Raw genomic sequence first — 23071 nt, forward strand, 5'->3', positions numbered from 1 at the left:
CTCTCCTTTTTGCCAAACCATCGGTTGGGCCAAGCATTCGCATAACCATTTGTACCAAAACTTTCTCGGCTTGTACACCCGGGAGTGGGAATAAAAAGTCGGTTACAGTGATCCCTATTCCTCCGGCTTTTCTCCCACTCATCGGTCTGCTTTCTGGAACCGTTTCTTCCATCAGCAAACAGAGAACAGCCCTCTTTTGAGCCTGTTTCCAAAAGAATTCTCCTTTACTCAGGCCCGGCGTCAACTCCGGCCTCGCCTCTCCATAGAAAAAGACTGATGCCGAAACCCGGCCGACAGACCCGGGAGAATAGCCATTTTTTCATCATACCATAAAAGCGGAAACCGTCCACCATTAACCCTTGAACGCTTCTTTACAAATGCTTTGGAAACCGCAATAACCGCACCGTTTTCCGGGACGGGGGACAAAGTCCTTCAGACTCGTTCCCTGCCGCAGAAGGCGGATGGAACGGTCGATGGCCCGTTTCGCCTCCTGTTTCCACCGGTCGGTGATCCAAAACACCTTTTTCCGGTTCGGCTTCAGGAAGAAAAGGACGGCCCGATCCACGTCGACCCCCCATTCCTCCTGCGCCGCCGCCACGTATAACTGAAGTTGAGGCAAATATTCCTCCGCAACTTGCTCCAGGTCGGCGGGGTCCACATCATTCGTCTTGTAATCGATCAGCTCCCACTCTCCGGACCAGGTACAATGAAGCCGGTCGATAATCCCTGCCACTTCTATGCCGTCCATCCGCTGTACAAAACGGGCCTCCTTCCGGATGCCGGCCTGTTCCGAAGTTAGGAGATAAATGTCGCTGTTTAAAAAGGATTCCCACAGCGGGCGGATTTCGGCGATCGCCCGGGGCCGATCCGAGGCTGATATGCGCCATTCATCCATTACCTGTTGAAGCAGGATTCCCATCTCTTCCTCGGAAGGTCGGGAATCGGGGGTGATCTCCGTCAATCGGTGAACGATATCCCCTTTCGTTCGAGGAGAGAGAAACCCTTCTCGCTTTTGATCCCTGCTTTCCGCGATTTCCTCCGCCAGATGCAGTTCCCCTTCCTCAACCGAAAAGGGTTGATCCAGGGACGGTAAATTCAGGATCCGGTCGTAATAATACTGACGGGGACAGTTGGCCAACCGGACTAAATCGGTCACTCCCATTTCCTGCCGATCCTCCGATCTCCAACCCCGGGGTTCGGATAGATCTTCCGGAACGGGAACCGTTTCGGCAAAGGGGGACGGATCATCCAACCAGATGTCCAACCCGGTCTGATCCGAACCTGAGGAGGCTTTCTTTTCCCCTTCCCAACGCTGAACGGTCAAGGTCGGGCCTCCCCTCTTAAAGGACCAAATGCGCCGATCCCAATCAATGCGTCTGTAACCCAGTACACCGTCCATCCATCGACTCCAAGTGGCGGCAGAAAGAATCGGCTCCCCCTTTTCCAGACCCTTATGTTCCTGAGGGCGTCCACTCAAGATCAATCGATCCTCCGCCCGGGTCACCGCCACATAGAAGAGGCGGGCCGACTCCTCCCGGGCCAGGCGCTTTTCCCTTTCTTTCACTTCCCGCCAGCGATAGGTTTCCCATTTTTCACCGTCCCGTCCGGCCAAACAGGTGACCAAACCCGATTGGCAATCGATACTGAGATCAGATATGTCCTCCACCGGTTGACGGGAAAGGTCCGGCACAAAAACCACGGGAAATTCCAATCCTTTGGACTGGTGAACCGTCATCAGTTGCACACTGTCCTCTTCATCCCCTTCCACCGGAGCCTCGGTTTCATCCATTTCCTCCTGAAGGAGGCGATCGATCGAACGCAAAGCCGCATCCAGGGAAAAGGAAGCGGCCCCTTGCCATGTTCGGGAAATCCGCAAGAACTTGTCCAGATTGGCTTGAGCCTGTCTCGCACCGGGAATCGCCCACAAGGCATGTCGATATCCCGTCTCTTCCAAAAGTCGCTCCAACAGGTCAGATACCGGAATCCGTCCCGTCAGACGGACCAAACGATGAAAGGTGTTTAAAAAGCTTTCCAGTTTCCAACGCTCTCCATCGGGCAGACCTTCCTGCCGGAGCCAGGACTCTTTGTCCCGAGACCACCCTTTTACCCGGGTCAGACGAAAAAGGGTATCATCGGAAATCCCGCAAAAAGGGGAGCGGAGTACACCGGCCAAAGCCAACGTATGGTCGGGATCGGACAGGCTGCGCATGAAATGAATCACATCCAGCACCTCCTGCCGATGATAAAAACCGCGCCCCTTGACAACCCGGAAAGGAATATCCCTCCGGATCAGGGCCTGTTCATACTGCTTCACATGGGTCATCGCCTGGAAGAGAACGGCGATTCCCGCCGCCGGAACTCCTTCGTCGATCAATTCCCCGATCCGGCGGGCGATCCATTCCGCCTCCATTTCCCGGAGATCCGTCCCGGAACTCTTCTCCTCCGGATCGGGCAGTGGCATAAACTCCACCCGGGGACTTTCCCCGAAATCCCGGTTGGCCCTTACTTTCCGGTAATGGTTAGGCTCATCGGGAGCTCCGGTCATAAGGTTCGGGAACAGAGCATTGACAAAGGCGACCAGACCGGCATCGGATCGAAAATTGTCGATCAGATCAACCTCCCGCCCCCCTTCGGACCGAATTTCCGCCCTCGTTTTTCCGAAGACAGAAACATCCGCCCCGCGGAAACGGTATATGGATTGTTTCGGATCGCCGACGACGAACAGACGACCCGGAACCCGGCCGCCGCCGGGGCCGATACACAGCTGATCGATCAACCGCTTTTGGGCTTCATTCGTATCTTGGTATTCATCCACCATCAAGTAGCGGATGTGCCGGTTCAAACGGCGGCGAACATCGGGATGATTCTCGAGAAGCTGGACAGCCCGGAACTGCAGTTCGTCGAAGTCAAGGGCCGCCCGCTCCCGTTTTTTTCGAATATATGCTTCATGGATGTTTCGGAGCCCCTGTAACAGTCCTTCCACCGTGGTTTCCTCATCATCCAGAAGAACTCGCCCTTCCACTGCCTGCAACAATTTTTGAAGGGCCGCTTTCATCCGATCGCGGGGATTAACGATCTCCTCTTTCCGGCCCCAATGACCGGAGAGAAGTTTCTCCGCCCGTTCCAGCGGAGGAATCAGTTTTTCCGGTTCGTCACTATCGCTCAACTCCGCCGCCAAAGAAGGCCAAGCCTCCTGAAAGGCGGTCACTCTTTTTCCGCCCCGAAGATTAAGGAGTTCCGCTCCCAACTGCAATACTTGAAACTTCCCCTCACTCTGCTCCGCCGCCATTCGGGAGACGGCATCGGAAAAACCATCTTGAGTCAGCCGGGCCGTCTCCTCCGGACTCCACCCGTTACCCGCCATTTGCCGATAGGCATTCATCAAGCGAAAAACCGTTCCCCGTACTCCCCAAACGGTGATCAACTGTTCCATCGGCGAAAGGAAGTCACCGGCCTTTGTATCGGACACCCCTTCAAACCATGTCGGGAGAACTTCCTCCACTGTCTCCCGCAGTAACATCCGGGATTCTATATCATCCAGGACGGTAAACTGCGGGTCCACATCAGCTTCCACAGGAAAATCTCGAAGCAGACCGGCACAAAAGGAGTGAATCGTTGTGATTCGAGCCCGTGCCGCATCGGAGAGAATCCGGTACCATCCCTCTGCATCCCGGGTCCGCCCCTCTTTCCGGGCGGTTTCCATCCGCTGAGTAATCCCCTTCCGGATCCGATTCTTCATCTCCGTGGCCGCTTTTTCGGTAAAGGTGATGGCGACGACGGCATCCAGAGGACTCTCCGTTTCCAGTTCTCTCTCCAAAATATGTAGAAACCGCTCTACCAATACTCTCGTTTTTCCGGAACCGGCTCCGGCGGATACAATACAATCCTGATCCAGAGACTCCACCGCCTGCCGTTGTTCCGGAGTCATCATCAATCCTTCGACCAATCTTTCCCCTCCTTTCTCGGACTCGGGCCTGTCTGATCAAGATGGTCAGTACTCTTTTCCGTCCATCCGATGGGGATCGATCCGGCAAATCCCTCGATGGGGACAGTGGGTTGGACATTCCCAGGATGGGTCCACGGCAAAATCCCCCCGCTCCGCCCGATCCAACCGATCAGCGACCCAATGCCGCAGTCCCGCATGAATCTCCGACCACTCCTCATCCGGCATCAATCCCTTGACCCGGCCGATCCCGACCTGATCCGCCAGTTCTTTTCTCCACAACCCTTGATTCCGGTTATCCGTCGGGGCCTCTCCATTTCGTCGGGAACCGGCGGTATAAAAAGCGGCTCCCACGGCCTTATACGGATCCAGCCCATATTCCGACTGAAGTGCCCACAGATAAAGAGGAAGTTGAAGATGCGCCCCCGCCATGACCTCCTCTGTTCGCGGTGCACCGCCGGATTTGTAATCATAAAGCACATAATAACCTTCTTGGTCCACATCCACCCGATCCACTTTCCCCCGAAGGCGAATCGATCGGGAACCGGTCAAGGAAAGCCGGGCGGGCTGTTCTCTCGTTTCCGGATCAATCTCCCTCCGTTCCACCATGGATGGGTCTCTGCCCAGTCCGAAGGAAAGCTCCAGATAGAGAGGACGAACGTCTTCATCCGCCCCCCGTTTCCGCCGCCAAGCCAACTCGTGATCCAACATGGACAGTAATCGCCCTCTTAATCGGTTTTTCGCAATGCGTACCGCGAAGGGATTCCGCTCATCTCCCTGCTCCTCGATAAACTGGCGAAAAACCGCCTCTGTCACGGCCCGGAGGTGTTCCTCCGCCTCTTCTCCCTCCGTCGGATCCAGCCCCCGTTCCCGATATCGGTCCCAGAAACGGCAGAGGATCCGATGCATCAATTCTCCTCGTTCCAAGGGAGATAATCCTTCCTCCCTCTCTTCCGGGGCACGAACCTCCAGAATACGCCCCGCGAAAAAATGGAACCGGCATTGGGCGAGATCATTCAGCAAAGTGGCGCTCCAAATGCGGTTCGCCAGTTCCCTGCCCATTTCCCGGGTGAGGGGAGTCGGTGACAGTACACCGTCAAAGGAGGTATACTCCTTTCCCCACCGAAGACGCTCCACCCGGATCCGTTCCGCCAGGATCCGGTGAAAATAAGGATTCCTTCGCTTCAGCTTCTCCAGAACGTAAAGGGCACGGTTCGCCTCCGAATTCCTCTGTATCCCCCGATCTCCCTTTTTCGACCTCAGCGTGACGATCGCCCGTTCCAAACTCCGGGAAAGAGAGAGGGCATCCTCCCAGGCCGTGGGAAGGGTATCCGCTATGCTCAGGGATTTTCGGGGAACACGCTCCGAATCGAAAACCCGCAGCACTTCCTCCAAATACGGCGATGGTAGACATTCCTTTCCGTCCGGGGTTGCGGAAGGATAAGAGAAAACCAACTGTTCCGTCGCTGCCTGGATACAGTGAAAGAAAGGAGTGATTTGTGCGTTTCGCTGCTCGGATGATAAGGCCAGCCCGACTCCTTCTTCCCGTAACCGCCTCCTCTCCTCATCCGTTACCAGCCAATCCTCGCGGATCGGACGGGGCCACTCCCCTTCGGCACAACCCAGGAGAAAGACCGCCCGGTATCGATCGCCCCGGACCTGGTTGGGTTCCAACAGACGAATTCCCCCTCTCCGTCCGGGAATCTTCTCCACCTTTTTCAGATCCGCCGCCTGTTCGAAAGCTTCAGAGAAAGCGGCGGCGTCACAGGGTCTTTCTCCCAGTCCGGTCCGGGTAAAGACTTCCTGCCACTCCCGAATGATCGAGCAAAGGCCTTCCCATGCCTTAACCTCCTCCGCCATCAGGGGTAAGAGTTCCGAATCCTGCCCCATCTCCATCCAGTCTGTACGGCGGTTTAACGGCTTCAGCCAGCGGACAAACCATTCCGTCCACTCCCTCCAGGAGTGATCCAAGGGAGCATCCTCCAGCCATTGATACAATTGAACCAAGCGATCCAACTCTTCATGAGAGGGATTTTCATTCTCCGGTTGGGGTTGGAACCCCTCCCGGATCCGGCGGAGTAACTCCTCTGACTGTCGTGGATGGCCCCATTGTCGATATACAGACAACCAACGGCTGCGTTCCCCTTGCCCGTCAGCCCAGGGAAGATACGGACTCTCCAGCAAAACCGGTCGAAGTTCTTCCCGGCCCCTTTTTACAGCCAAAGCGGCCAAAACCACCTGCATCAGCGGATGCTCCTTGAGCGGACGGGTAAAGGATTGGTGGCAGAAAAGACCTGCCGCTTTCATCTGAGGAAACAGCCGGGGATGATACGTATCGGGATCCTCTGTCATCACCGCCACATCGGATAGCGCAGCCCCCGTCTCCCGGAGCCACCGCTTGATCCGAATGACCACCTGCTCCGTCTCCTTGTCCACACCAGGAGCGGCGATCACCTCGACGGCGCCCTCCGCATCCCGCACCCGGGGAGTGCTTCGAAAGGCTTGCTCCTCCACATGCCGTAGAGAGGAAGTTTTACGGGAATCCCTTTCCGAATCGGATACATAGCGAAGGGTAAACCCTCGTTGTTTTAACCGCTCCACCGACCGGGCCGTTTCCTGAAACAGGCGGGGGCGATCTTGATCCCCGATCCAATGAAGAATCACCTCAACCCCTGCCGTCACCAACTGAATTAAAAGCTCCTCCTGAAGAAAGGACAAACCTGCAAAGTGTTCAACAATGACGCGCTCCGGGACATGAACTTCACTGCTACGGATACGATCGATCAACCGCCGATAAGGCTCTTCATGATCCCATAAATCATACCAATCAAGGAGGGAATCATAAATCCGATACACGTCGGCCAGTTCCCGGTACCGATCTTCTCCGTGGCGCCATAATTCCCCCAGGCGTTCCGGGGTTACACCTGCCCGCTTCAGCTCCCCGATCCGCGCCTCCACCAGATCTCTCCACCCTCTGCGATCCGTCATTCCCTGAAAGTAACGCAACCCTTCTTTCTTCACTTGATCCACCGCTTGCCGAACCAACAGTTCCTGTTCTACTGGCTTCATCAGGCGGCCCGGATCCGGAAGCAAGTCTCGTACGAACCGGTCGAAGGTTTGTACCGTTACCCGTTCTTCATCGACAGCAAAACGATGCAACAGACGCCGGTATTCACTAACCATCCGGGAGGCGGGGACCAGATAAGTGGTCCGAACCGGCTCCGTGGGGTGAATACTTCCGAGACCGATTCCCTTTTCCGCCTGAGCAACCGGGTGTAAATAAATCCATCCAGGCAACGGAAAGCCTCCTCTCTCATGTGTATAAGGACCCTTCTTCGGGGAAATCCTTTATGTACCCGCCATCCATTATCGATTATCAACAGGGGAGTGTATTCCATGAAGCCGAAAGACAAACGCGTCCATCCCCGGATGGAGCCGGAGAACCTGATCAACTTTCCCGGAGAAGAGAACCCCGCCACTCGCGTCACCGGATCGATTCAAGAAGTATGGGGGCCCTCACCGGAAGAGCAGGATGCTGTCCATCAGGAAAAACGTTCCTTGGAAGACCTGGGATATCGGCGGCAACAATAACACGAATCGTGTTTAAAAAGACTCTTCATAGGAACGAAAAACAGGCTCTCCCATCCCTGTTCGGGAGGTTTTCAGCTGTCAGCCGTCCTCCAGCGGGGACGGGTTTTTTATTTGCCAATTGTCACGATTTAGCTTAAAATTCTATACGAAACTACCCCTCATCGGCTTCTATTTCGTACATACTCCTTGGAATCAGCCGCCGAGAAACAGGTTCCGGCTGTGTCGGGTTCATCCCTACCCCGGACAGGAGTCCGGTTTTTCTCCGCTTCCTCCCATATAACGGCCAATCCTCCCCTGAAAACCGGACCCTATCTTTGATCAGCAAGCCCTGACAACACTCCCCTTTTATATTAAATGGAACTCAAGGGGAAGAACAAGTTTGGTTGGGGCAAAGCTCTCATTTTTCGACTAAGGAGGAACCGTCCTTGGGCTATAAATCGCTTTATGATGAACTCGGTGGTGAAAAAGCGATCACTGCCGTTGTCAATGAGTTCTATGACCGAATGATCGATGACGACCGGGTTCGCCATTATTTTGTCCATACGAATACGGACCGGCTTCGAAAACATCAAATCTCATTTTTTGTCAGTCACCTGCTAGGAGGACCCAAGGAATATAAGGGAAGTACGCTTCGCATGGCGCACCAGGGGCTGAACATCACCTTCGACGCCTACGAAATCGCGATTAAGCATTTAAACCGATCCCTCATCAAATATAATGTTCCTTTGGATATCCGGGTCAAAGTGGAAGCCTTTTTACGTACCATGAAGCCTCATATCATTAATAAGTAATCTTATTTTTCCAAAAAACGCCGTCGGCAGTTGCCGGCGGCGTTTTTTCGTTCTGCGGATCTCTCCAATCATATCCCAGGAATAGAGAAGGAACGCCTTCCTTTTTGGTTGCCGATAAGGGTGTGATATAATAGATGGATGAAAATCGATTTATAATCCGAAAAAACCAGATAATAAAGTAAAGACCCACTTTGGAAAAGAAGTTCCCTTTTCCCTTTTAACGGAGGGAGGTATATCATTGGTACGGGATATCGATATCAAAACGGCACTGGATCAAAACAACATCCAATGGATCGACGTCCGCTCCCCGGGTGAGTTCCTGACCGCCACCATTCCCGGAGCAATCAATGTACCTCTGTTCAACAACGAGGAAAGAGCCCGGGTCGGAACCGTCTATAAACAGAAGGGACGGGAAGAAGCGATCCAGTTGGGTATGGAACTGGTTTCTCCCAAAATTCCGGAACTGGTCCGCCAAGTACGGGAGTCTTCCCGGGACCGAACGCCCCTGTTCTTCTGCTGGCGGGGTGGTATGCGCAGCCAAGCGATGGCCACCTTCCAGGATCTGATGCAGTTGCCGGCTCTGCGGCTCACCGGCGGTTACCGGGCTTATCGGCAATATATCACCTCTCACCTGGAACATGGCCGGTTACAGTCGAAATTGATCGTTCTTCACGGATTGACCGGGGTCGGGAAAACCGCTGTCCTTCACGGTCTGGAGAAATGCGGGGCACCGGTGCTGGACCTGGAGGGAATGGCCGGACACCGGGGATCCGCCTTTGGCGATCTGGGAGAAATCCAACCCCACAACCAACGCACCTTCGACTCCCTCTTGTTCCATAAGCTGGAACGCCTGAAGAACGAACCCTATATTTTTATGGAAGCCGAAAGCAAGCGAATCGGCCGGGTTCAGATGCCCCCCTTTTTGGTTCGAGCCAAGGAAGAGGGGATCCCGGTTCTGCTGGAGGCATCGCTGTCCTCTCGGGTACAGCAGATCCTGGACACTTACCTCGAGGGTCCAGAGGACCCGGAAAGTTTCCGGGGTCATGTCATCGGCGCCATTTCCCGGATTGAACGGAAGTTGTCCCCGGACAAGCGCAAACAGCTTTATCGCCTGGCGGAAGAGCGAGACTACGGGCCCTTGGTTCAAATTCTGCTTCAGAGTTACTATGACCCTCTGTACCGGCATTCCCAAAACCGGTACCAGGAAAAAATCCGCTACCGCGTAATCTCTGACGACATTAAAGAAGCAGTAGCCGCCTGCCACAACCTGTGGCTGCGTTTAAAAAAGGAAAAACCGGCGCCGTCCTCCGTTTAAGAGGATGCCGGTTATTTTGCTTCAGGGGTCAAAAAGCTGCGGACAAAAGGCGTCTTCCGGTCAGCCAGCGCATCCTCCAACCGGATGCGGATCCGTTCCCGTTCGATCTTATTCAAGGCATCATCGGCGGAAAAAAAGCCTGCGGCCACCGTCTCTTCGGAAGGGCGCAACACCCCTCCTACCGCCCGGCAGAGAAACACCAGACTCACCACATGAAACCCGCGCCTTCCCACTGTCTTGTATACGCCTGTCAGACGGATCACCTCCGCATCCACCCCGCTCTCCTCCTTGACTTCCCGGACAACCGCCGCTTCCAACCCGTCTTCCAGTTCCACCACCCCTCCAGGGGGCTCCCAGTGCATATTATCCGCTCGACGGATCAATAACACATCCTCGTTTTCGTTTAACACGATACCGGCAGCAGCCACATAATGCTTGGGGAGCATCAAGATGGTGCCTCCTCTCGGAGAACTTCCCATACCGGGATTCCCACCGTTTTTACAGTTGCTGGCGGACAAAGGAAATTCCTTCTTCTTCGAGAACCCTTCTCTCCCGAGGTTGGCAGGTACAGAGAATAATCTGATGGTCTCGAGCCAATTCTCCCAGAATCCGAAGCGATTCCCGCATGCGGTCTTCATCGAAATGGACCAGGCTGTCATCCAGTATTAGAGGCAGCGGCGAAGAACCGGACCTGGAGAAGAAACGGATCAAGGCCAGACGCAATGCGAAGTACATCTGATCCACCGTCCCCCGGCTCAATCGTTCAACGGGCTGCCGTTCCCCGGTTTCCGGGACGAAAACACTCATCCGCAGCCCATCGACAGGATCGATCAGCAGATCCTCATATCGACCGACCGTCACCTTCCGGATCCAGCGGGAAGCATAAGGTCTCAACTTCGGAGCGATGTCTTCCTGAACCTCCCTGAGAGCCTCCTGAAGCACTTCCCGGGCCGTTTCCAGAGCGGATCGTTCAAATTCCAGCTCTTGAACCTCGTTCCGGGCTTCCTGGAGCAGGGTTTCCCGATCCCCCAACCCGGGCAAACGGTCAAACCGGGTTTTCAGTTGCTCTTCCAGCTTGAGCACCGCTACCTCTTTGTCGTAACAGGCCTGTTCCTGCTGATCGAGATCGGCCTCCGCCTCCTGAAGAAGGAGGTGCAACGTTTCCGCATCACCGGATTCTTCATCGGGAAAATCGCTTTTTTCGGCCGCCAATTCCGCTTCGACCGCCTGAAGCTGTCCAGTCCAGTCTTCTTCCTTTCTCTGCCGCTCCTGCTCCTCCCGTTCCTCCATCGCTTCCTTCAACTGATCATCGATACGGCGAACCTGTTCACTGCACCGGATCCACTCCAGCCACTGATCGATATCATCTGTGCCCAGCCGGGCCTTCCATCGTGCCATCTCCTGCTCTATTCGATGGATTCGATCCCGGGAATGTTCCACTTCTTTTTTCAGGGAAGCGGATTCCAGCTTCAGCCGTTGCAACACTTCCTTTGCTTGACGGGCTTCTGCTCCGATTTCGCTCAGATCCTCCAGCCAACGGGAGGAATCCCAGGACCCCAGCCGTTCTGCAAATGGAGCGGCCCATTCCTGCACATCCCGCCGGATCTCCTCGATCCGGGCCCGCTTCTCTTCATCGGCGCTCCGGGCCGCTTCCCGCTCCCGAACCTTTTGTCGCTGACTGTCCACGACCCGGTGCAGATCGGCGGCAGAAGAGGCTCCCCAGCGATCCAGAATCGACTCCTGCTCCTGCATCAGCCGCGCCAGTTCATCATAGACGGAACGAAGCTCCTCCTTTTCCCGATCCAGGGCCGCCTTGGCCGCTTCCGGATCGGTCTCCTCTCCCTCTTTTTCATCCTCTTCCCGTTCCCGACGCAAGCGATCCCAATCCTTGCGCAACGCCTGCTGCCGTTCTTCCCATTCCTTTCGGACCTGGCGGTCGACCCTCCGCAGGCGGTCAAACCGATAAAGGGCAAATCCGGCGATGAGAAAGGTGACCAACCCGATGCCTGGAATCTGCTGAAAGATGAGAAGGGACAGAAGCGCCGACAGGCCTGCGGTCCATACCCAGACCGAACTTGACCGACCCGGGGGAATTTGTGTATCAACCAGCTGAGAAAGGAATTTTTCCCGTTCGATCCGATCCAGGCGGCGATGCAGACGGCCGACGCGATCTTCCCTTTCCCCTTTCCGCCGTCGACACTGTTCTTCCCGCTCTTGTAAATCGATCAGGCGGTAATACTCTTTTTCCAACTGCATCGCCCGCACTTTCTCATCGACTGTCTCCCGGGCATCTGAAGCAAGGAGTTCCCTCTCCAACTGCCGGACTTCCTCCAGACGGTGCAGCTGGCGCTGTAATAACGCTTCGTCCACACCGAGCCATGTTGATTTCTTCTCCTGCCACTCAATAATCTCTTCATCCAGATCCTCGATGCGTTCCTCCCATTCATTCACTTTAGATGCCGGGGATTGATACTGTTCGATCAGCCGGGACAGCTCCTCCACTTCCGATGCATTCAACCAATGCGGAGGAAGCGCCTCTTCCCGTTCCTTCTGCAGTCGGTTCACTCTTTTTTCCGTTTCTTCCCACTGGGATTGGCGGTATTGGAGATGTTTCTTTTTCTCTATCAAGGCTTCTCTTCGTTCAGCGATCCGGACTTGTTGTCTTATAAGGGATACTTTCTCCCGGGCGGATGCCCGCTCCGCCTTTACCTTTTGCCACTCCGAGTCGAGTTGAGCCAGTCGGGCCTGATCCTCCCGCAACTCCTGGTAAAGATTTTTAAGCTGGATCACTTCCCGTTCCAGCTGCTCCGCCCGATGAACAGCGGTACCGTAAGGTTTACTCCGGGCGAGGGACGTCTTGCCGATCCGCTGGATTTCACCTTCCAGAAAGGCGAGCACCGGTTCCAAATCCGTTTCCTCCCCTTGGGTCATCCATTGGCGAATCTTTTCTACCACTTGACGGTCCCCGGCCAAGGACTGGGAGGAAAGAAAAACAACCCGTTGAAACAAGTCCCGGGATAACCCGATTAACCCTTCCATAAACCGGCGATCCTTACGCCGATCCATACTGTATAACCCCGTCAAATCCCGTCCGGTCTTGAGATCCACCAGCTGTTCCCGATCATCGTCCCAGGTCAGAGAACGCACCAGCCGGTAGCTCCGATCTCCGACGGAAAAATCGACTTCTCCGCCGTATTCCTGCCCGGTCCAGGGACGATACTGATCATACCAGCTTTCCTTTTGGCGGCGGGAAATGCCTTCCTTTTTCGCCCCGTAGAGAAGAGAAGTCACTCCCTGAAGCAATGTTGTTTTCCCCGATTCGTTGGGGGCCTCTACCAGATTAAGTCCTTGACCGAAAGTGAAAGAACGATCCACCCAGCGGCCAAACCCCCGAAAATAAACTCGCTCCAGCTTCATCGCCCCTTCACCTCCCGCAGGAGAAGGGCGTCCAAGCCCTTATACAGAGCCCGCTCCAAAAGCTTCTTTTCCTCTCCATCCGCTTTCGCCGCCCGTTCATCCATCCGGCGGATGAAGGTTCCCACCAAACCGTCTTCAGCACGAAGACGGTCCAGGTCAAAATCCGGAACCGTCTCGTCGAGGCATTCCACATACAAAAAACCTTCCTTAACCAATTGCAGTGAAATCCATTCCCCGTTCAAAGATAAGTCGCGCGGGCACCTTCCCTTGAGATGGAGACGCCGATAAACGGAACGCGCCGATGGTTCCGGAAAACGATTCAAGATTCGGCGAACCGCCTCCTCCGGTGTCCTGCACCCGGTCATATCCACGAAGTCCACTTCATAGCGGCGGGTTTGAACGGCTTCCGTCTCCAGATGAACCCCCTTTTCATCAAAGGTGACAAGACTGACGGTTCGTTCCCCGGTTTCTTTCCACCGCAACGCTTCCGGCGATCCCGGGTATCGGACCAGTGTCCGCCGCTGATTATCCAGACGATCCGTCGAAGGTTGATGGATATGACCCAAGGCGACATAATCCATTTCCAAAGGGTGAATTTCTTCCCGGGACAAAGGGAAATAGGAACTTTTCTCCGTACGTGGGCCGTAAGTGGCATGAGCCACCATCACCCGCCGCTCATCGGCGGGATCAACCCCCGGCAGACGGGATTCCCTCTCTTCAAAATCGGCAAAGCCTTTACCGTAAACGCGCAGATTGTAGTCGGGGAAGTAATGATCCTCCCATCGACCCGAAAAGATATGAACATGTTCCGGCCACGGTACCGATTGATAAAAAGAGTCACTTCGATAGGGATCATGGTTTCCCGGAGCGATGAGCACCCGGGTATCGGGAATTCGGCGAAACTCCTCGATTACCCATTCCACCGTGGGACGGCTGACCGTATCGTGCTCCAGAAAATCGCCGGCGATGAGGAGAAAGGCGGCTTCCCGCCGCTTTGCCAGCTCCAGGATCCGAGAAAAGGTGCGCCGGTATTCGTCCCGCCGTACCATTAATTGCTCCTCGCTTCCCTTCCATCCCGAGACAGGTAAATCCAGATGGAGATCGGCTGTATGTATGAGAGTAAAAGGTTTCATATCCCTACCACCTTCGCTGTCCGATTTCTCTTCTCAGTTAAGGGTTTTTGGTCGAATCGAGCCACATTCATCATCCGGAAATCGGTCTCCACCTATGCTTGAATTGAAAGATACCAACCATCGGTATGCCGTCTCCGACTCATATTTTACCATAAGAAAAACCCGATGTTCTCCGGAAGGATATCGGCCGGGAAGGACCGAGACCCCGTTTTCGGATACGAAAGCGTATGTTATCTCCCAACTTCGATAAACTAAATAATAAAAGACACGAAAGGAGAAAGATCGATGCGCCATGCATTGATCCTGACGGCCTGTTGTTTTGTTCTCTTCGGATGGATCTCTCCGAGCGTAGAAGCGTCTGTACACCCGCCGGCGCGGATTTCTAAAGTTGAGGCTTATCGCATCCATTATCGCGAGCACACCTCCTTTCACGTCACCCGGACGACCCACGCTGAATTGGAACAAGTTCTCGGCAGCATCCACCAAATGGCTGGAATGCGTTCATACAGTCTTCCCAAGAAATATATCCTTTTCCGTTTCCCTTCCCCGGTCACCTTAACCGGTACTCCCGTTGTCCACCCGATCCGGGAAGTGATCGTCACTCCTCCCCGCTCCTCCGGCATCCCGCCCCGACTGTTAGTTAAAAACCCGCAACAACAATGGGTGGAGTACAAAACCTCCCGCCCCCTCGCTCCTCTGCTCGATCAGATCCAAGCAGGAGAAAAACCGTCGATCGAAACGGTTTCCCTTCCGCCCAACCGATAAAAAGAGACTCCCGGTTCCATTCGGGAGCCTCTTTTCCATTAAGCTCTTAATCCACAATCTCGAATTTCCCTTCCGCCAGCAGCTCTTTCCCACGGTAGATTTGAAGCTTATACTTTCCCGTTTCATAAAACCCGTTGAAATCCATATCGTCAGTAAATTCCCACCGGTGTCCCTTCCAGTCCGGTTCAACCTCATGATTCCACTCCTGCAACAATCTATTTCCCTTTTCTTTGATAATCTTGACCTTGATTCGGGTCGTATCAAAGGTCTGTCCCTTCGGCAGATCATATCGCAGGGCAAAATCTTCATCCTTCCCGAAATGACCCCGTTCATTGAGCACACCTTTGACACCGTCATCCGAGGGAAGATCACCGAAGGTTATTTTCTCTACTTCAGGTTCTTTTTTCTCCTTGGCGGTATCGGCTTGGGATTCATCCTGTTTTGAGAACATCCCGCATCCCGTACCCGCGACCATCAGTCCCGCGACAAGGACGGCCATCAACGATTTTCTTAACAATGAATCCAACCTCCCAGAAAAAAGTGCCGATCTTTAGTTTAATACAAAAATCGGGGCAAATCTTCATTTTGGAGCTAGTTATTTTTTTGATCGAGAATTTCATCCTGTTTCGATCGTCTCTTATTCGTCACTTGATCTTGAATTTCTCTGCGGTTATCACTCACTTCTTCTTGTAACGACCGTCTGGAGTCGGAGGTATAACCCTGAATCGCTTTTTTGCGGTCATAGATGGAAGATTTCACATCGCTGATGACGTTATACTCATAATCTCTTTCTTCCTTCAGGTAATTGACCGCGTCATACAGGTGTTTACTCTCCATTTGAGCCAAATGGTACAAATCGCTTCCTCTGCTTTGTAACTCGTCATATTTGTTAGACCCGATCACTTGGGCTTTATCGTAATGATCGCTCGCCCATTCTCCCCACTCGTCGTAGAGACGGCTGTATTCCGCTTCGAAATACTCCGCCAGACCCACCTCGGAATCGACGGTTTTGTAGGAACCACCCCCGGCGTCCGCTACGTTTTTCAAAGCCTTTTGTCCCTCATCATCCACATCAAAGCCGATCATATTCACCACAGCCTTGATATTGGATTCATGAAGATTTTCCGCCGCCTGGACCGGGTCTCCGTCACAAGTTTCGACTCCGTCGCTGACGACGTAAATGATATTTTGAACGTGATCCCCCTGGTGCGACTCCAAGGTTTGTTTCGCCTTTTCCATCGACGCGGCCAGCGGAGTCCATCCCGCCGGTTTGACCGGTTTCAAGGCTTTCTTAAAGGCCTTTTCTTTATACTCTCCCAAAGGATAGATCTCTTCGGTACTCTCGCAGGAAATCTTTTTATCCTTTTTGCTGTTTGATCCTTTATGTCCGTAGACCTGCAGCGAAACATTGGCTCCTTGAGGCATATTGGAGACAAAATCCCGAACAGATTCCTTCGCCAAGTCCATCTTTTTGCCGCCCTTGACTTTCGCCGCCATACTCCCGCTGGAGTCCAACAAAACGACAATGTTGACTTCCTCTTCCTTCGGTACTTGCAGATTGCGAATCTCCCCCGGTCCGTCCTCAATATCGATAATGGAGGGGTCATAATTCTCAAAGAAATGAACAGAAGGCCGGTAATCCTCTGCCATCAGTTTGAGTAACCGCTGAAAAAGTTCCTCGGAAGACAAGTCTTTTGGGAGCTTGTCCAATGCCGGGCGAATGTTGTTCAGATCGTACTGTTTTCCTCCATACTTCCCCGCCCCTTCACGAATCCGGAGATCTTCCAGTTGGGAGGGAATCTCCAGATTTGCAAAGCTTTCTTTTTCCTCATCGCTGTTTGACTCCGATGTCTTCTGTTCCTTTTTCGACGGATCTTCTCCTTGACTCTGCTGAATGAGTCCGGAACAACCGCTGGTCAGGATGAGACACCCCGAAAACAAAGCAGCCAAAAATGCTCGGTTCATCCAATTCATCCTTCCCTTCACTGTTTCAAGGTGATCATTGAGTCATTTTCGTTATCGGTTCATCGCGTCATCACCCGGTACAATTCATAACATTAGGTTAAAAGGAAATGGCAGGAACAACAATACGACTTCTTTCGTATATTAAGGGTTCGAGGAAGGCGGATAACCACCGGATCTTCCGCAAAAAGACGATGATCGGTCGCCCTGTCGCAACCAACCATCGCCCGATTTTCGGAAACCGAACGGTTCTTCTATCCCTTCACCTGGATATCCAGGGACCCCGCAGGCAGTGTCAGAGAGGATTGCGGTTGAACGACACCGCCTGTGGAAAACATCAGGAGAACGCGGTTCACCTGTTGAAAATAAGACATGAAAATCTGCCACATTTCATCTTTCCACACCACTCCTTCACAGAGGGTGGATGGCGGTTCATGGGTATAGACCGTTACAGACAAATCACCTTCCGGAATGGAACGAATCCGAATCCGCACATTTTCAGAGGACCAATGCTCCTCAACCCGGGCATGCGCCTCTTCTGCCGATTTTCGATCAGGAAAATCGATCGCCACAAAGGGATTCGGCTGACTTTCATTCTCTTCATATCCACCGATCAAGATCCCTGCCGATGAAAATGGAACCATGAATCAGACCTCCTTTTTTCCTTTTTCTCAGAATATCGTGAACCTCTTTCCATTCCAACCTCATGGGACAAAAAAACGGAAGTCCTTTTCCAGCGTTGAGGACTTCCGCTTCTCATTTCATATGATAACCTGAATCTTTTCGTCGGATGAGGACAGGGTGAAGGCCTTCCCCCTCCGGTCACACTTTCTACCCATGGATAAAACCGTCAGTACCACACAGTCGGGGTCAGTGAATTTCAACGATCTTAAATTCAATCGTCCCCGAAGGAGCCGGCACCTTCACAATCTCTCCCTCGCGCTTTCCGATCAGTTCCGCTCCGATCGGAGACTCGTTGGAGATCTTCCCGGATACCGGATCAGACTCCGCACTCCCGACGATGGTATAAGTCTCCTCATCCCCTTCCGGAACTTCCTGGATGGTCACTTTGGCTCCAATACTGACAAAGTTTTTATTCTCCGTATCCTGGTTGATGATTTTGGCGTTGCGGATCATATTTTCCAGAGTGACGATGCGGGACTCAATAAAAGCTTGTTCTTCCTTGGCGGCGTCATATTCCGCGTTTTCGCTCAAGTCGCCCTGGGCAATCGCTTCTTTCAACCGTTGGGCCACATCCTGACGTTTTTTGGATTTAAACAACTCCAGCTCTTCTTTTACCTTGGCCAAACCTTCTTCAGTCAGAAGTACTTCTTTGTTTTGCTGTGTCATACCGATTCCTCCTTGCAAACAAGCCCTGTTCCAGCATAATTTTATCGCCGTTTTTTGTAAGCCTTTTCACAGCTCTAGCTGCAAAAAAGCCCTTTCTTTGTGTTCATTCTCTTGAACAACCGTCCCTGGTTGATGTTATGCACCAACAGACGGATCCATCACTGAGAAACGTTGTAAAAAGCATCCGCATGACCTCTTTTCCCGGTATGCTATGCACTCCGGGGAGTAGAAGTCCCGCCCGGGGATACCGCCTCGGGAGAATCAAAGCTCCGCTCCTGAGCAGTGCGCTCGGCAAGCGAATGTCACAACGCCTCCACCGATGCCGATCGAATCATGTCCACCTTTCGCGCCTTTGACTTTCTCCCATTACGGGCATCCCAAAGGGTTGAAATGCGAACTGAATGATATCTTATCACAAATACTTCCACCGTAAAAGGGAGTCCGCCTTTTTTGCAACCCTGTATTCCCCAAGGTATACTGAAGGAAAGTTGGACCGGAAGGAGGCTTGCATATGAAATGGATCGCCCTGTCGGCCCAAGTGATCGTCACGATCATCCTGGCTTTCGCAGGAGTTCTCCTGTTCAGCCTCGCTCTGTCTCCCTGGTTTCCCCTCGGACGATCCACCATCCCCTTGATTTTCGCCCAAAATACAGCCTTCATAGGTGCCGCTTTGGTTTCTTGGCGATGGTTTGAAAAACGGCCGATGGCAGAGATGGGATTTCGGGATCCCGCTCCTTTCTATGCTTTTCTTCGCGGAAGCGGAATCGGCCTTCTCTTGATCGGTGGTCTCTTTCTCTTTCTATGGATGACTCCCTGGATGGAGGTGACGGGATGGAGATTGGACTCGGCCACCCTCTCTTCCCTGATCTATGCGGGAATCGCTTTCCTGGCCGTAGCTATCGGGGAAGAGGTGTTTACCCGGGGATATCTGCAAACGCTCCTGACCACTCATGGAGGAACGATTGCGGGCATTGTACTCTCCTCCCTTGTCTTTTCCGCCCTTCACCTGCAAAACCCCCACACGGCAACCCTTCCCATGATCAACCTGTTTGTCGCCGGCATCTTCCTGGGAACAGCCCGTTGGATCAGCGGCAGTTTGTGGCTTCCCATCGGACTTCACTTCACTTGGAACTGGACACAGGAAACCTTGTCACTGCCGGTTTCAGGGCTTCATCTGACTTCGTCTCCACCGGTTTCGGCCAAGGAAACGGGGCCGGACTGGATAACCGGAGGTCCTTTCGGCTTGGAAGGCGGCGTCATGATTCTATTGGTGATGGCGGCTGTGATCGGCTGGTGGGTGTGGAGTGTCCGGAAATCTTAATCCCGATCCGGATCGTTGATCCGGTAATCGCTAGGCCCTCCCCTTAGTTCGTCGATCAGATTTTGCGCCGCCATTTCCGCCATACGGCCACGGGTTTCACGGGTGGCACTCCCCAGATGAGGAGCCAAGACCACCCGGTCGGATTCCTTTAATCCTTCAGCCAAGCGGGGTTCCTTTTCGTAAACATCCAAACCGGCACCGGCGATCTCCTCCTGGGATAGAGCCTTTACCAATGCCTTTTCATCCACCAAGTCCCCCCGGGCGGTATTGATCAGATAAGCCGAGGATTTCATCGCACTCAATTCCTTACGACCGATCATCCCCCGGGTCTCCGGGGTGGAAGGAGCATGAAGGCTTACGAAATCCGCTTCTCTGAGAAGCTCATGTAATTCTCTATACTCCACACCCCATTGTTTTTCCTCCTCCCTGGAGAGACGGGTCCGGGAGTGATACAGGATCTGCATGTTGAACCCTCGAGCACGCTTGGCAACTGCCTTCCCAATCCGTCCCAAGCCGATGATTCCCAAGGTGGAACCTGTTACTTCTTTTCCCAACATAAACATCGGAGCCCATTCGCGCCAACCTCCGGAACGATTGACCCGATCCCCCTCCGTCACCCGGCGGGCGATATCCATCAGTAAAGCCCAGGTCATATCCGCAGTCGCATCCGTCAGAACGCCGGGAGTATTGGTGACAGCGATGCCTCGCCGACTCGCTTCCTCTACATCGATGTTGTCATATCCGACGGCATAATTGCTGATCACTTTCAGCTGCGGGTTGGCATCCATCACTTCTGCATCCACTCGATCCGTGATCATGGAAAGCAACCCTTGTTTCCCCCGGACGCCTTCCAACAGTTCCGTCCGGGTGATGACCCGGTCCTCCACCGCCAGCTGGACATCGCAATAACGATAAAGCAGGTTCATTCCTTCTTTCGGCAGCCTGCGGGAGACTAACACCTTGGGACGGTTTTCCGTATCCACCGGATTCCCTCCTTTTTTCCTCTAACAATCAAGGTCCCCGCGCCGGACAGAGCGGGAACCCCTCGGTGTTGTATTCGGGTCTTTTCGCATTTCTCCATGTTTTGATTTTACCACTGAAATCTAAATCCTAAACCTGTGTTTGTATTTCTGATAAAGATAGGAAACTCCGAGTAAAACCAGTCCCAAGCCGATAAATGAGAAGATCCGGTATAGAGTATCTAAGAAAGACAGGTCAAAAATAAATATTTTTAAGATGGTCATCCCAAACAGCAGGATCGACATCCAGCGAAGGATCTGCAGTTTTTTCCAAATGCCGGCCCCCATCAGGGCCAGAGAGTAAAAGAGCCACACCCCGGACAGGGTCAACCGCTGCATATTGCTTAAAGCACGGAGGGTTTCCTGATCCGCTCCCTCCGTCGACCATCCGAGAATCATCCGGTCGAATAAGTCCCGTGTCTCCGCTGTTATCAAACATAAAAGGACTACAGCTCCGGTTAGATGAAGAAAAAGCCTCACCCCGGCGATCCAGCGGTCTTGACTGTCTGTTTCACCGGCGGACAGGCGAAAGTGGATAAAGACAACGACCAGTAGGAAAAGAAGCGCGCCGGCGCGCAGGTTTAACAAAGGGACGAATTCCTCGATCGCCATGTAGGGGATCCATCCCCACACTCCCCCTGTCACAGCTGCCAATCCCAGGGAAACCCAGGAGGCGATCCTCAGCACCTTCAGGCGGAAGCGTCCTCCCGCCCAAGCCAGGAACAGGGAATACAAAGCCCAAGCGATCACCAGACAGAAGGGAAACAGGCTTGACTCCGCCATCCCCGGCCCCGTAGATGCCGAAGAACCGAAATAAAGGCGGTCCGTCTCCCCTGTCAACAGGATCCACAGGAGGATGCTCCAACCGATATGCAATCCGTTTCTATACCTTTGCGCCTCTTGATCCTCCGCTCGTTGGTCAAACCAGCGGGCGGCGATCACCACGGCAACCGCCAAGGTGAAGTAATCCAACCCCCGAAGGTTGAAAAAGGGGATCACCGCCGAGAGGGAGATCGTTTGGGCAAGATCCGCTGCCAGCAGTACCGCTCCGTTGACTCCGAACAGGATCAACCCCGCGGCGATAAGAGGTCGTTTGCCGCGAAAAAGGCCGTACCCCGTCAAAAGGAGGGCTTCCAAGGACCACAAAGGCAGAGTGGCTTCAAGAGAAAACTGGATCGCCGTACCGACGGCGATTAGCGCCGCCGCCGTCAGCTCGTATTGAACAGCCATGGAGCGAGCGGTCGGTGCCAACCGGCGTTGGAGGAGGATATATGGAAGAGCCGCCGCCCATACCGCCAGACCGCTCCATTCCCAAACCGCGTACATGCCGATGACGAAAGCGGCAGAGTTGAACCCCGCTGCCCACTGCCTCATCCATCGATGATCAACCTCTTTTCGCCGTGAAAAAGCCCGGCTGTCCAAAGCTAAAAACATTCCCCAATACAAGGTGAGAAAAAGGGACGCCACACCCCCTTCCTCAGACAAAGAGGCCGCTACCGACCAGACGAAATAAACTCCGAGAAAGGTAAGGATATAAAGGGGAATCCAGCGCTCCCTCCGAATGAACACCCACAAAAGACCCAGGGCAATCACTGTGGTATAGAGGTAGACTCCCACTTCCCCGGTATTCTCAGCCCGGAGCAGGAAAGGCGTCAGAAAACCGCCCGCCCACCCCAGGACGGAGACAGCCAGGGAATCGAATTGAAGAGCCTGTCGGATCGCCAGCCCGGTGACGGCCGTCATGAGCAGGAGTGCGGGGAAGGCAGATATCAACCCGTAAAATTGGTGGGCAGCGTAGACGGAAACATAAAGGATGGCGATGCCGCCTCCGATCAACCCCTGGGAAAAAACCTTCATCCCCTTCCTGTGGAAACGGACCCCAAAAAAGAGAAGCAACCCACCGGCGGCTCCCCCGAGACAGACGCGTACCGTCTCATGGATCCACTCCCGGTCGAAGGCGTATTTCAGGAAAAAAGCCACTCCGAGAAAAAGGGCAAGGGCTCCGATCCGGTTCAGCAGCTTACCCCCGATAAACATCTCCCATCCTTCCTTCAAAACAGAAGGCGCGGGATCCTCCCGTCCGGAGAAAGAAGGGGGACGGTCAGCAGATGAGGAAGGTCGGGCCGAAGGTGAGGCACTCTGTTCCTCCTGCGCTGTATGCGGCGAAACCCGATTTACCTCCTCGCCGGCTGAAGACTGGGAATGGGAAAACAACTCCCCCGTCGCAACCGGCACTTCTGTGCTACTGTGCCGGGCCGAGGATCGGCCTCCATGCTCCTGCCGTTTCGGAACATGATCCACCCCTTGTTGTTCCAGAAGTTCCACCCGGCGCGTCAGCCGGTAAATCATCACCCCCAGCACAGTCAGGGTGATCAGGCTTCCAAAGAACAACAAAAAAATAAGGACGATCAGAAAAGTAACCATTCAAAATCCTCCTGTACCAGACAGACGCTAGAAGCGTTGT

General features: G+C 53.7%; 16 protein-coding genes. 5 read left to right on the plus strand and 11 right to left on the minus strand.

The genetic code is table 11. From position 1 onward, the window contains the following. Positions 1-352: 352 nt before the first annotated feature. Positions 353-3946 carry a UvrD-helicase domain-containing protein gene (locus CHM34_RS03565; RefSeq protein ID WP_094263221.1) on the minus strand — a complete coding sequence of 1198 codons (3594 nt, stop codon included), beginning with the start codon at positions 3944-3946 and terminating at the stop codon, positions 353-355. 45 nt (positions 3947-3991) lie between these two features. Beyond that, positions 3992-7240, minus strand: coding sequence for a PD-(D/E)XK nuclease family protein (locus tag CHM34_RS03570; protein WP_094263222.1), 3249 nt, complete (start codon positions 7238-7240; stop codon positions 3992-3994). A gap of 99 nt (positions 7241-7339) precedes the next feature. On the opposite strand from CHM34_RS03570, the gene CHM34_RS03575 reads away from it, so the two are divergent. From CHM34_RS03575 to mnmH, 3 genes are all read left to right on the plus strand, one after another. Next, complete coding sequence (locus CHM34_RS03575; RefSeq protein ID WP_094263223.1) at positions 7340-7534, plus strand: hypothetical protein; 195 nt, start codon at positions 7340-7342, stop codon at positions 7532-7534. 425 nt (positions 7535-7959) lie between these two features. Continuing rightward, positions 7960-8325 carry a group I truncated hemoglobin gene (locus CHM34_RS03580; RefSeq protein ID WP_169713566.1) on the plus strand — a complete coding sequence of 122 codons (366 nt, stop codon included), beginning with the start codon at positions 7960-7962 and terminating at the stop codon, positions 8323-8325. A gap of 238 nt (positions 8326-8563) precedes the next feature. Then, a complete protein-coding gene (gene mnmH, locus CHM34_RS03590; RefSeq protein WP_240511856.1) occupies positions 8564-9640 on the plus strand; it encodes a tRNA 2-selenouridine(34) synthase MnmH in 1077 nt (358 codons plus the stop codon). A gap of 11 nt (positions 9641-9651) precedes the next feature. On the opposite strand, the gene CHM34_RS03595 is transcribed toward mnmH, so the two are convergent. From CHM34_RS03595 to CHM34_RS03605, 3 genes are read right to left on the minus strand one after another with little or no spacing between them, the layout of a single operon-like run. Continuing rightward, a complete protein-coding gene (locus tag CHM34_RS03595; protein WP_206093743.1) occupies positions 9652-10086 on the minus strand; it encodes an NUDIX hydrolase in 435 nt (144 codons plus the stop codon). A 52-nt stretch (positions 10087-10138) separates the two neighbouring features. Next, the gene (locus CHM34_RS03600) at positions 10139-13057 is read right to left on the minus strand and encodes an AAA family ATPase (RefSeq protein WP_094263226.1); all 2919 of its coding nucleotides are present in this window, start codon (positions 13055-13057) and stop codon (positions 10139-10141) included. After that, positions 13054-14190 carry a metallophosphoesterase family protein gene (locus tag CHM34_RS03605; protein WP_094263227.1) on the minus strand — a complete coding sequence of 379 codons (1137 nt, stop codon included), beginning with the start codon at positions 14188-14190 and terminating at the stop codon, positions 13054-13056. The genes CHM34_RS03600 and CHM34_RS03605 overlap by 4 nt, the downstream gene beginning before the upstream one ends. Before the next feature lie 285 nt (positions 14191-14475). On the opposite strand from CHM34_RS03605, the gene CHM34_RS03610 reads away from it, so the two are divergent. Continuing rightward, positions 14476-14955: a hypothetical protein gene (locus CHM34_RS03610; protein ID WP_094263228.1), complete on the plus strand. Its 480-nt coding sequence runs from the start codon at positions 14476-14478 to the stop codon at positions 14953-14955. Positions 14956-15001: 46 nt separating this feature from the next. Here the strand turns inward: CHM34_RS03610 and CHM34_RS03615 are convergent, their stop codons facing one another. The 4 genes from CHM34_RS03615 to greA all read right to left on the minus strand — a co-directional run bounded on the left by CHM34_RS03615 (position 15002) and on the right by greA (position 18267). Next, positions 15002-15472 carry a hypothetical protein gene (locus tag CHM34_RS03615; RefSeq protein WP_094263229.1) on the minus strand — a complete coding sequence of 157 codons (471 nt, stop codon included), beginning with the start codon at positions 15470-15472 and terminating at the stop codon, positions 15002-15004. A gap of 74 nt (positions 15473-15546) precedes the next feature. After that, entirely contained in the window at positions 15547-16920 is a 1374-nt protein-coding gene (locus tag CHM34_RS03620) for a vWA domain-containing protein (protein ID WP_169713567.1), read from the minus strand. Positions 16921-17171: 251 nt separating this feature from the next. Next, positions 17172-17561, minus strand: a complete 390-nt coding sequence (locus tag CHM34_RS03625) for a hypothetical protein (RefSeq protein ID WP_094263231.1) — start codon at positions 17559-17561, stop codon at positions 17172-17174. Positions 17562-17787: 226 nt separating this feature from the next. Continuing rightward, complete coding sequence (gene greA / locus CHM34_RS03630) at positions 17788-18267, minus strand: transcription elongation factor GreA (RefSeq protein ID WP_094263232.1); 480 nt, start codon at positions 18265-18267, stop codon at positions 17788-17790. A 511-nt stretch (positions 18268-18778) separates the two neighbouring features. On the opposite strand from greA, the gene CHM34_RS03635 reads away from it, so the two are divergent. Beyond that, positions 18779-19588, plus strand: coding sequence for a CPBP family intramembrane glutamic endopeptidase (locus CHM34_RS03635; protein WP_094263233.1), 810 nt, complete (start codon positions 18779-18781; stop codon positions 19586-19588). Here CHM34_RS03635 and CHM34_RS03640 read toward each other — a convergent pair. Together CHM34_RS03640 and CHM34_RS03645 are read right to left on the minus strand one after the other, a co-directional pair. After that, entirely contained in the window at positions 19585-20571 is a 987-nt protein-coding gene (locus CHM34_RS03640) for a 2-hydroxyacid dehydrogenase (RefSeq protein WP_240511857.1), read from the minus strand. The genes CHM34_RS03635 and CHM34_RS03640 overlap by 4 nt on opposite strands. 120 nt (positions 20572-20691) lie before the next feature. Then, positions 20692-23031: a DUF2339 domain-containing protein gene (locus CHM34_RS03645; protein ID WP_094263234.1), complete on the minus strand. Its 2340-nt coding sequence runs from the start codon at positions 23029-23031 to the stop codon at positions 20692-20694. Positions 23032-23071: the final 40 nt, after the last annotated feature.

Source organism: Paludifilum halophilum, from assembly GCF_002245355.1.
In the GTDB taxonomy this organism is placed as follows: domain Bacteria; phylum Bacillota; class Bacilli; order Thermoactinomycetales; family DSM-45169; genus Paludifilum; species Paludifilum halophilum.

Bases quoted from the DNA above. Each gene is read 5' to 3' on its own strand.
- greA (WP_094263232.1), bottom strand. From the start codon at position 18,267: ATGACACAGCAAAACAAAGAAGTACTTCTGACTGAAGAAGGTTTGGCC.
- CHM34_RS03620 (WP_169713567.1), bottom strand. From the start codon at position 16,920: ATGAACCGAGCATTTTTGGCTGCTTTGTTTTCGGGGTGTCTCATCCTG.
- CHM34_RS03605 (WP_094263227.1), bottom strand. From the start codon at position 14,190: ATGAAACCTTTTACTCTCATACATACAGCCGATCTCCATCTGGATTTA.
- CHM34_RS03610 (WP_094263228.1), top strand. From the start codon at position 14,476: ATGCGCCATGCATTGATCCTGACGGCCTGTTGTTTTGTTCTCTTCGGA.
- CHM34_RS03595 (WP_206093743.1), bottom strand. From the start codon at position 10,086: ATGCTCCCCAAGCATTATGTGGCTGCTGCCGGTATCGTGTTAAACGAA.
- CHM34_RS03635 (WP_094263233.1), top strand. From the start codon at position 18,779: ATGAAATGGATCGCCCTGTCGGCCCAAGTGATCGTCACGATCATCCTG.
- CHM34_RS03645 (WP_094263234.1), bottom strand. From the start codon at position 23,031: ATGGTTACTTTTCTGATCGTCCTTATTTTTTTGTTGTTCTTTGGAAGC.
- CHM34_RS03600 (WP_094263226.1), bottom strand. From the start codon at position 13,057: ATGAAGCTGGAGCGAGTTTATTTTCGGGGGTTTGGCCGCTGGGTGGAT.
- CHM34_RS03625 (WP_094263231.1), bottom strand. From the start codon at position 17,561: ATGGTTCCATTTTCATCGGCAGGGATCTTGATCGGTGGATATGAAGAG.
- CHM34_RS03575 (WP_094263223.1), top strand. From the start codon at position 7,340: ATGAAGCCGAAAGACAAACGCGTCCATCCCCGGATGGAGCCGGAGAAC.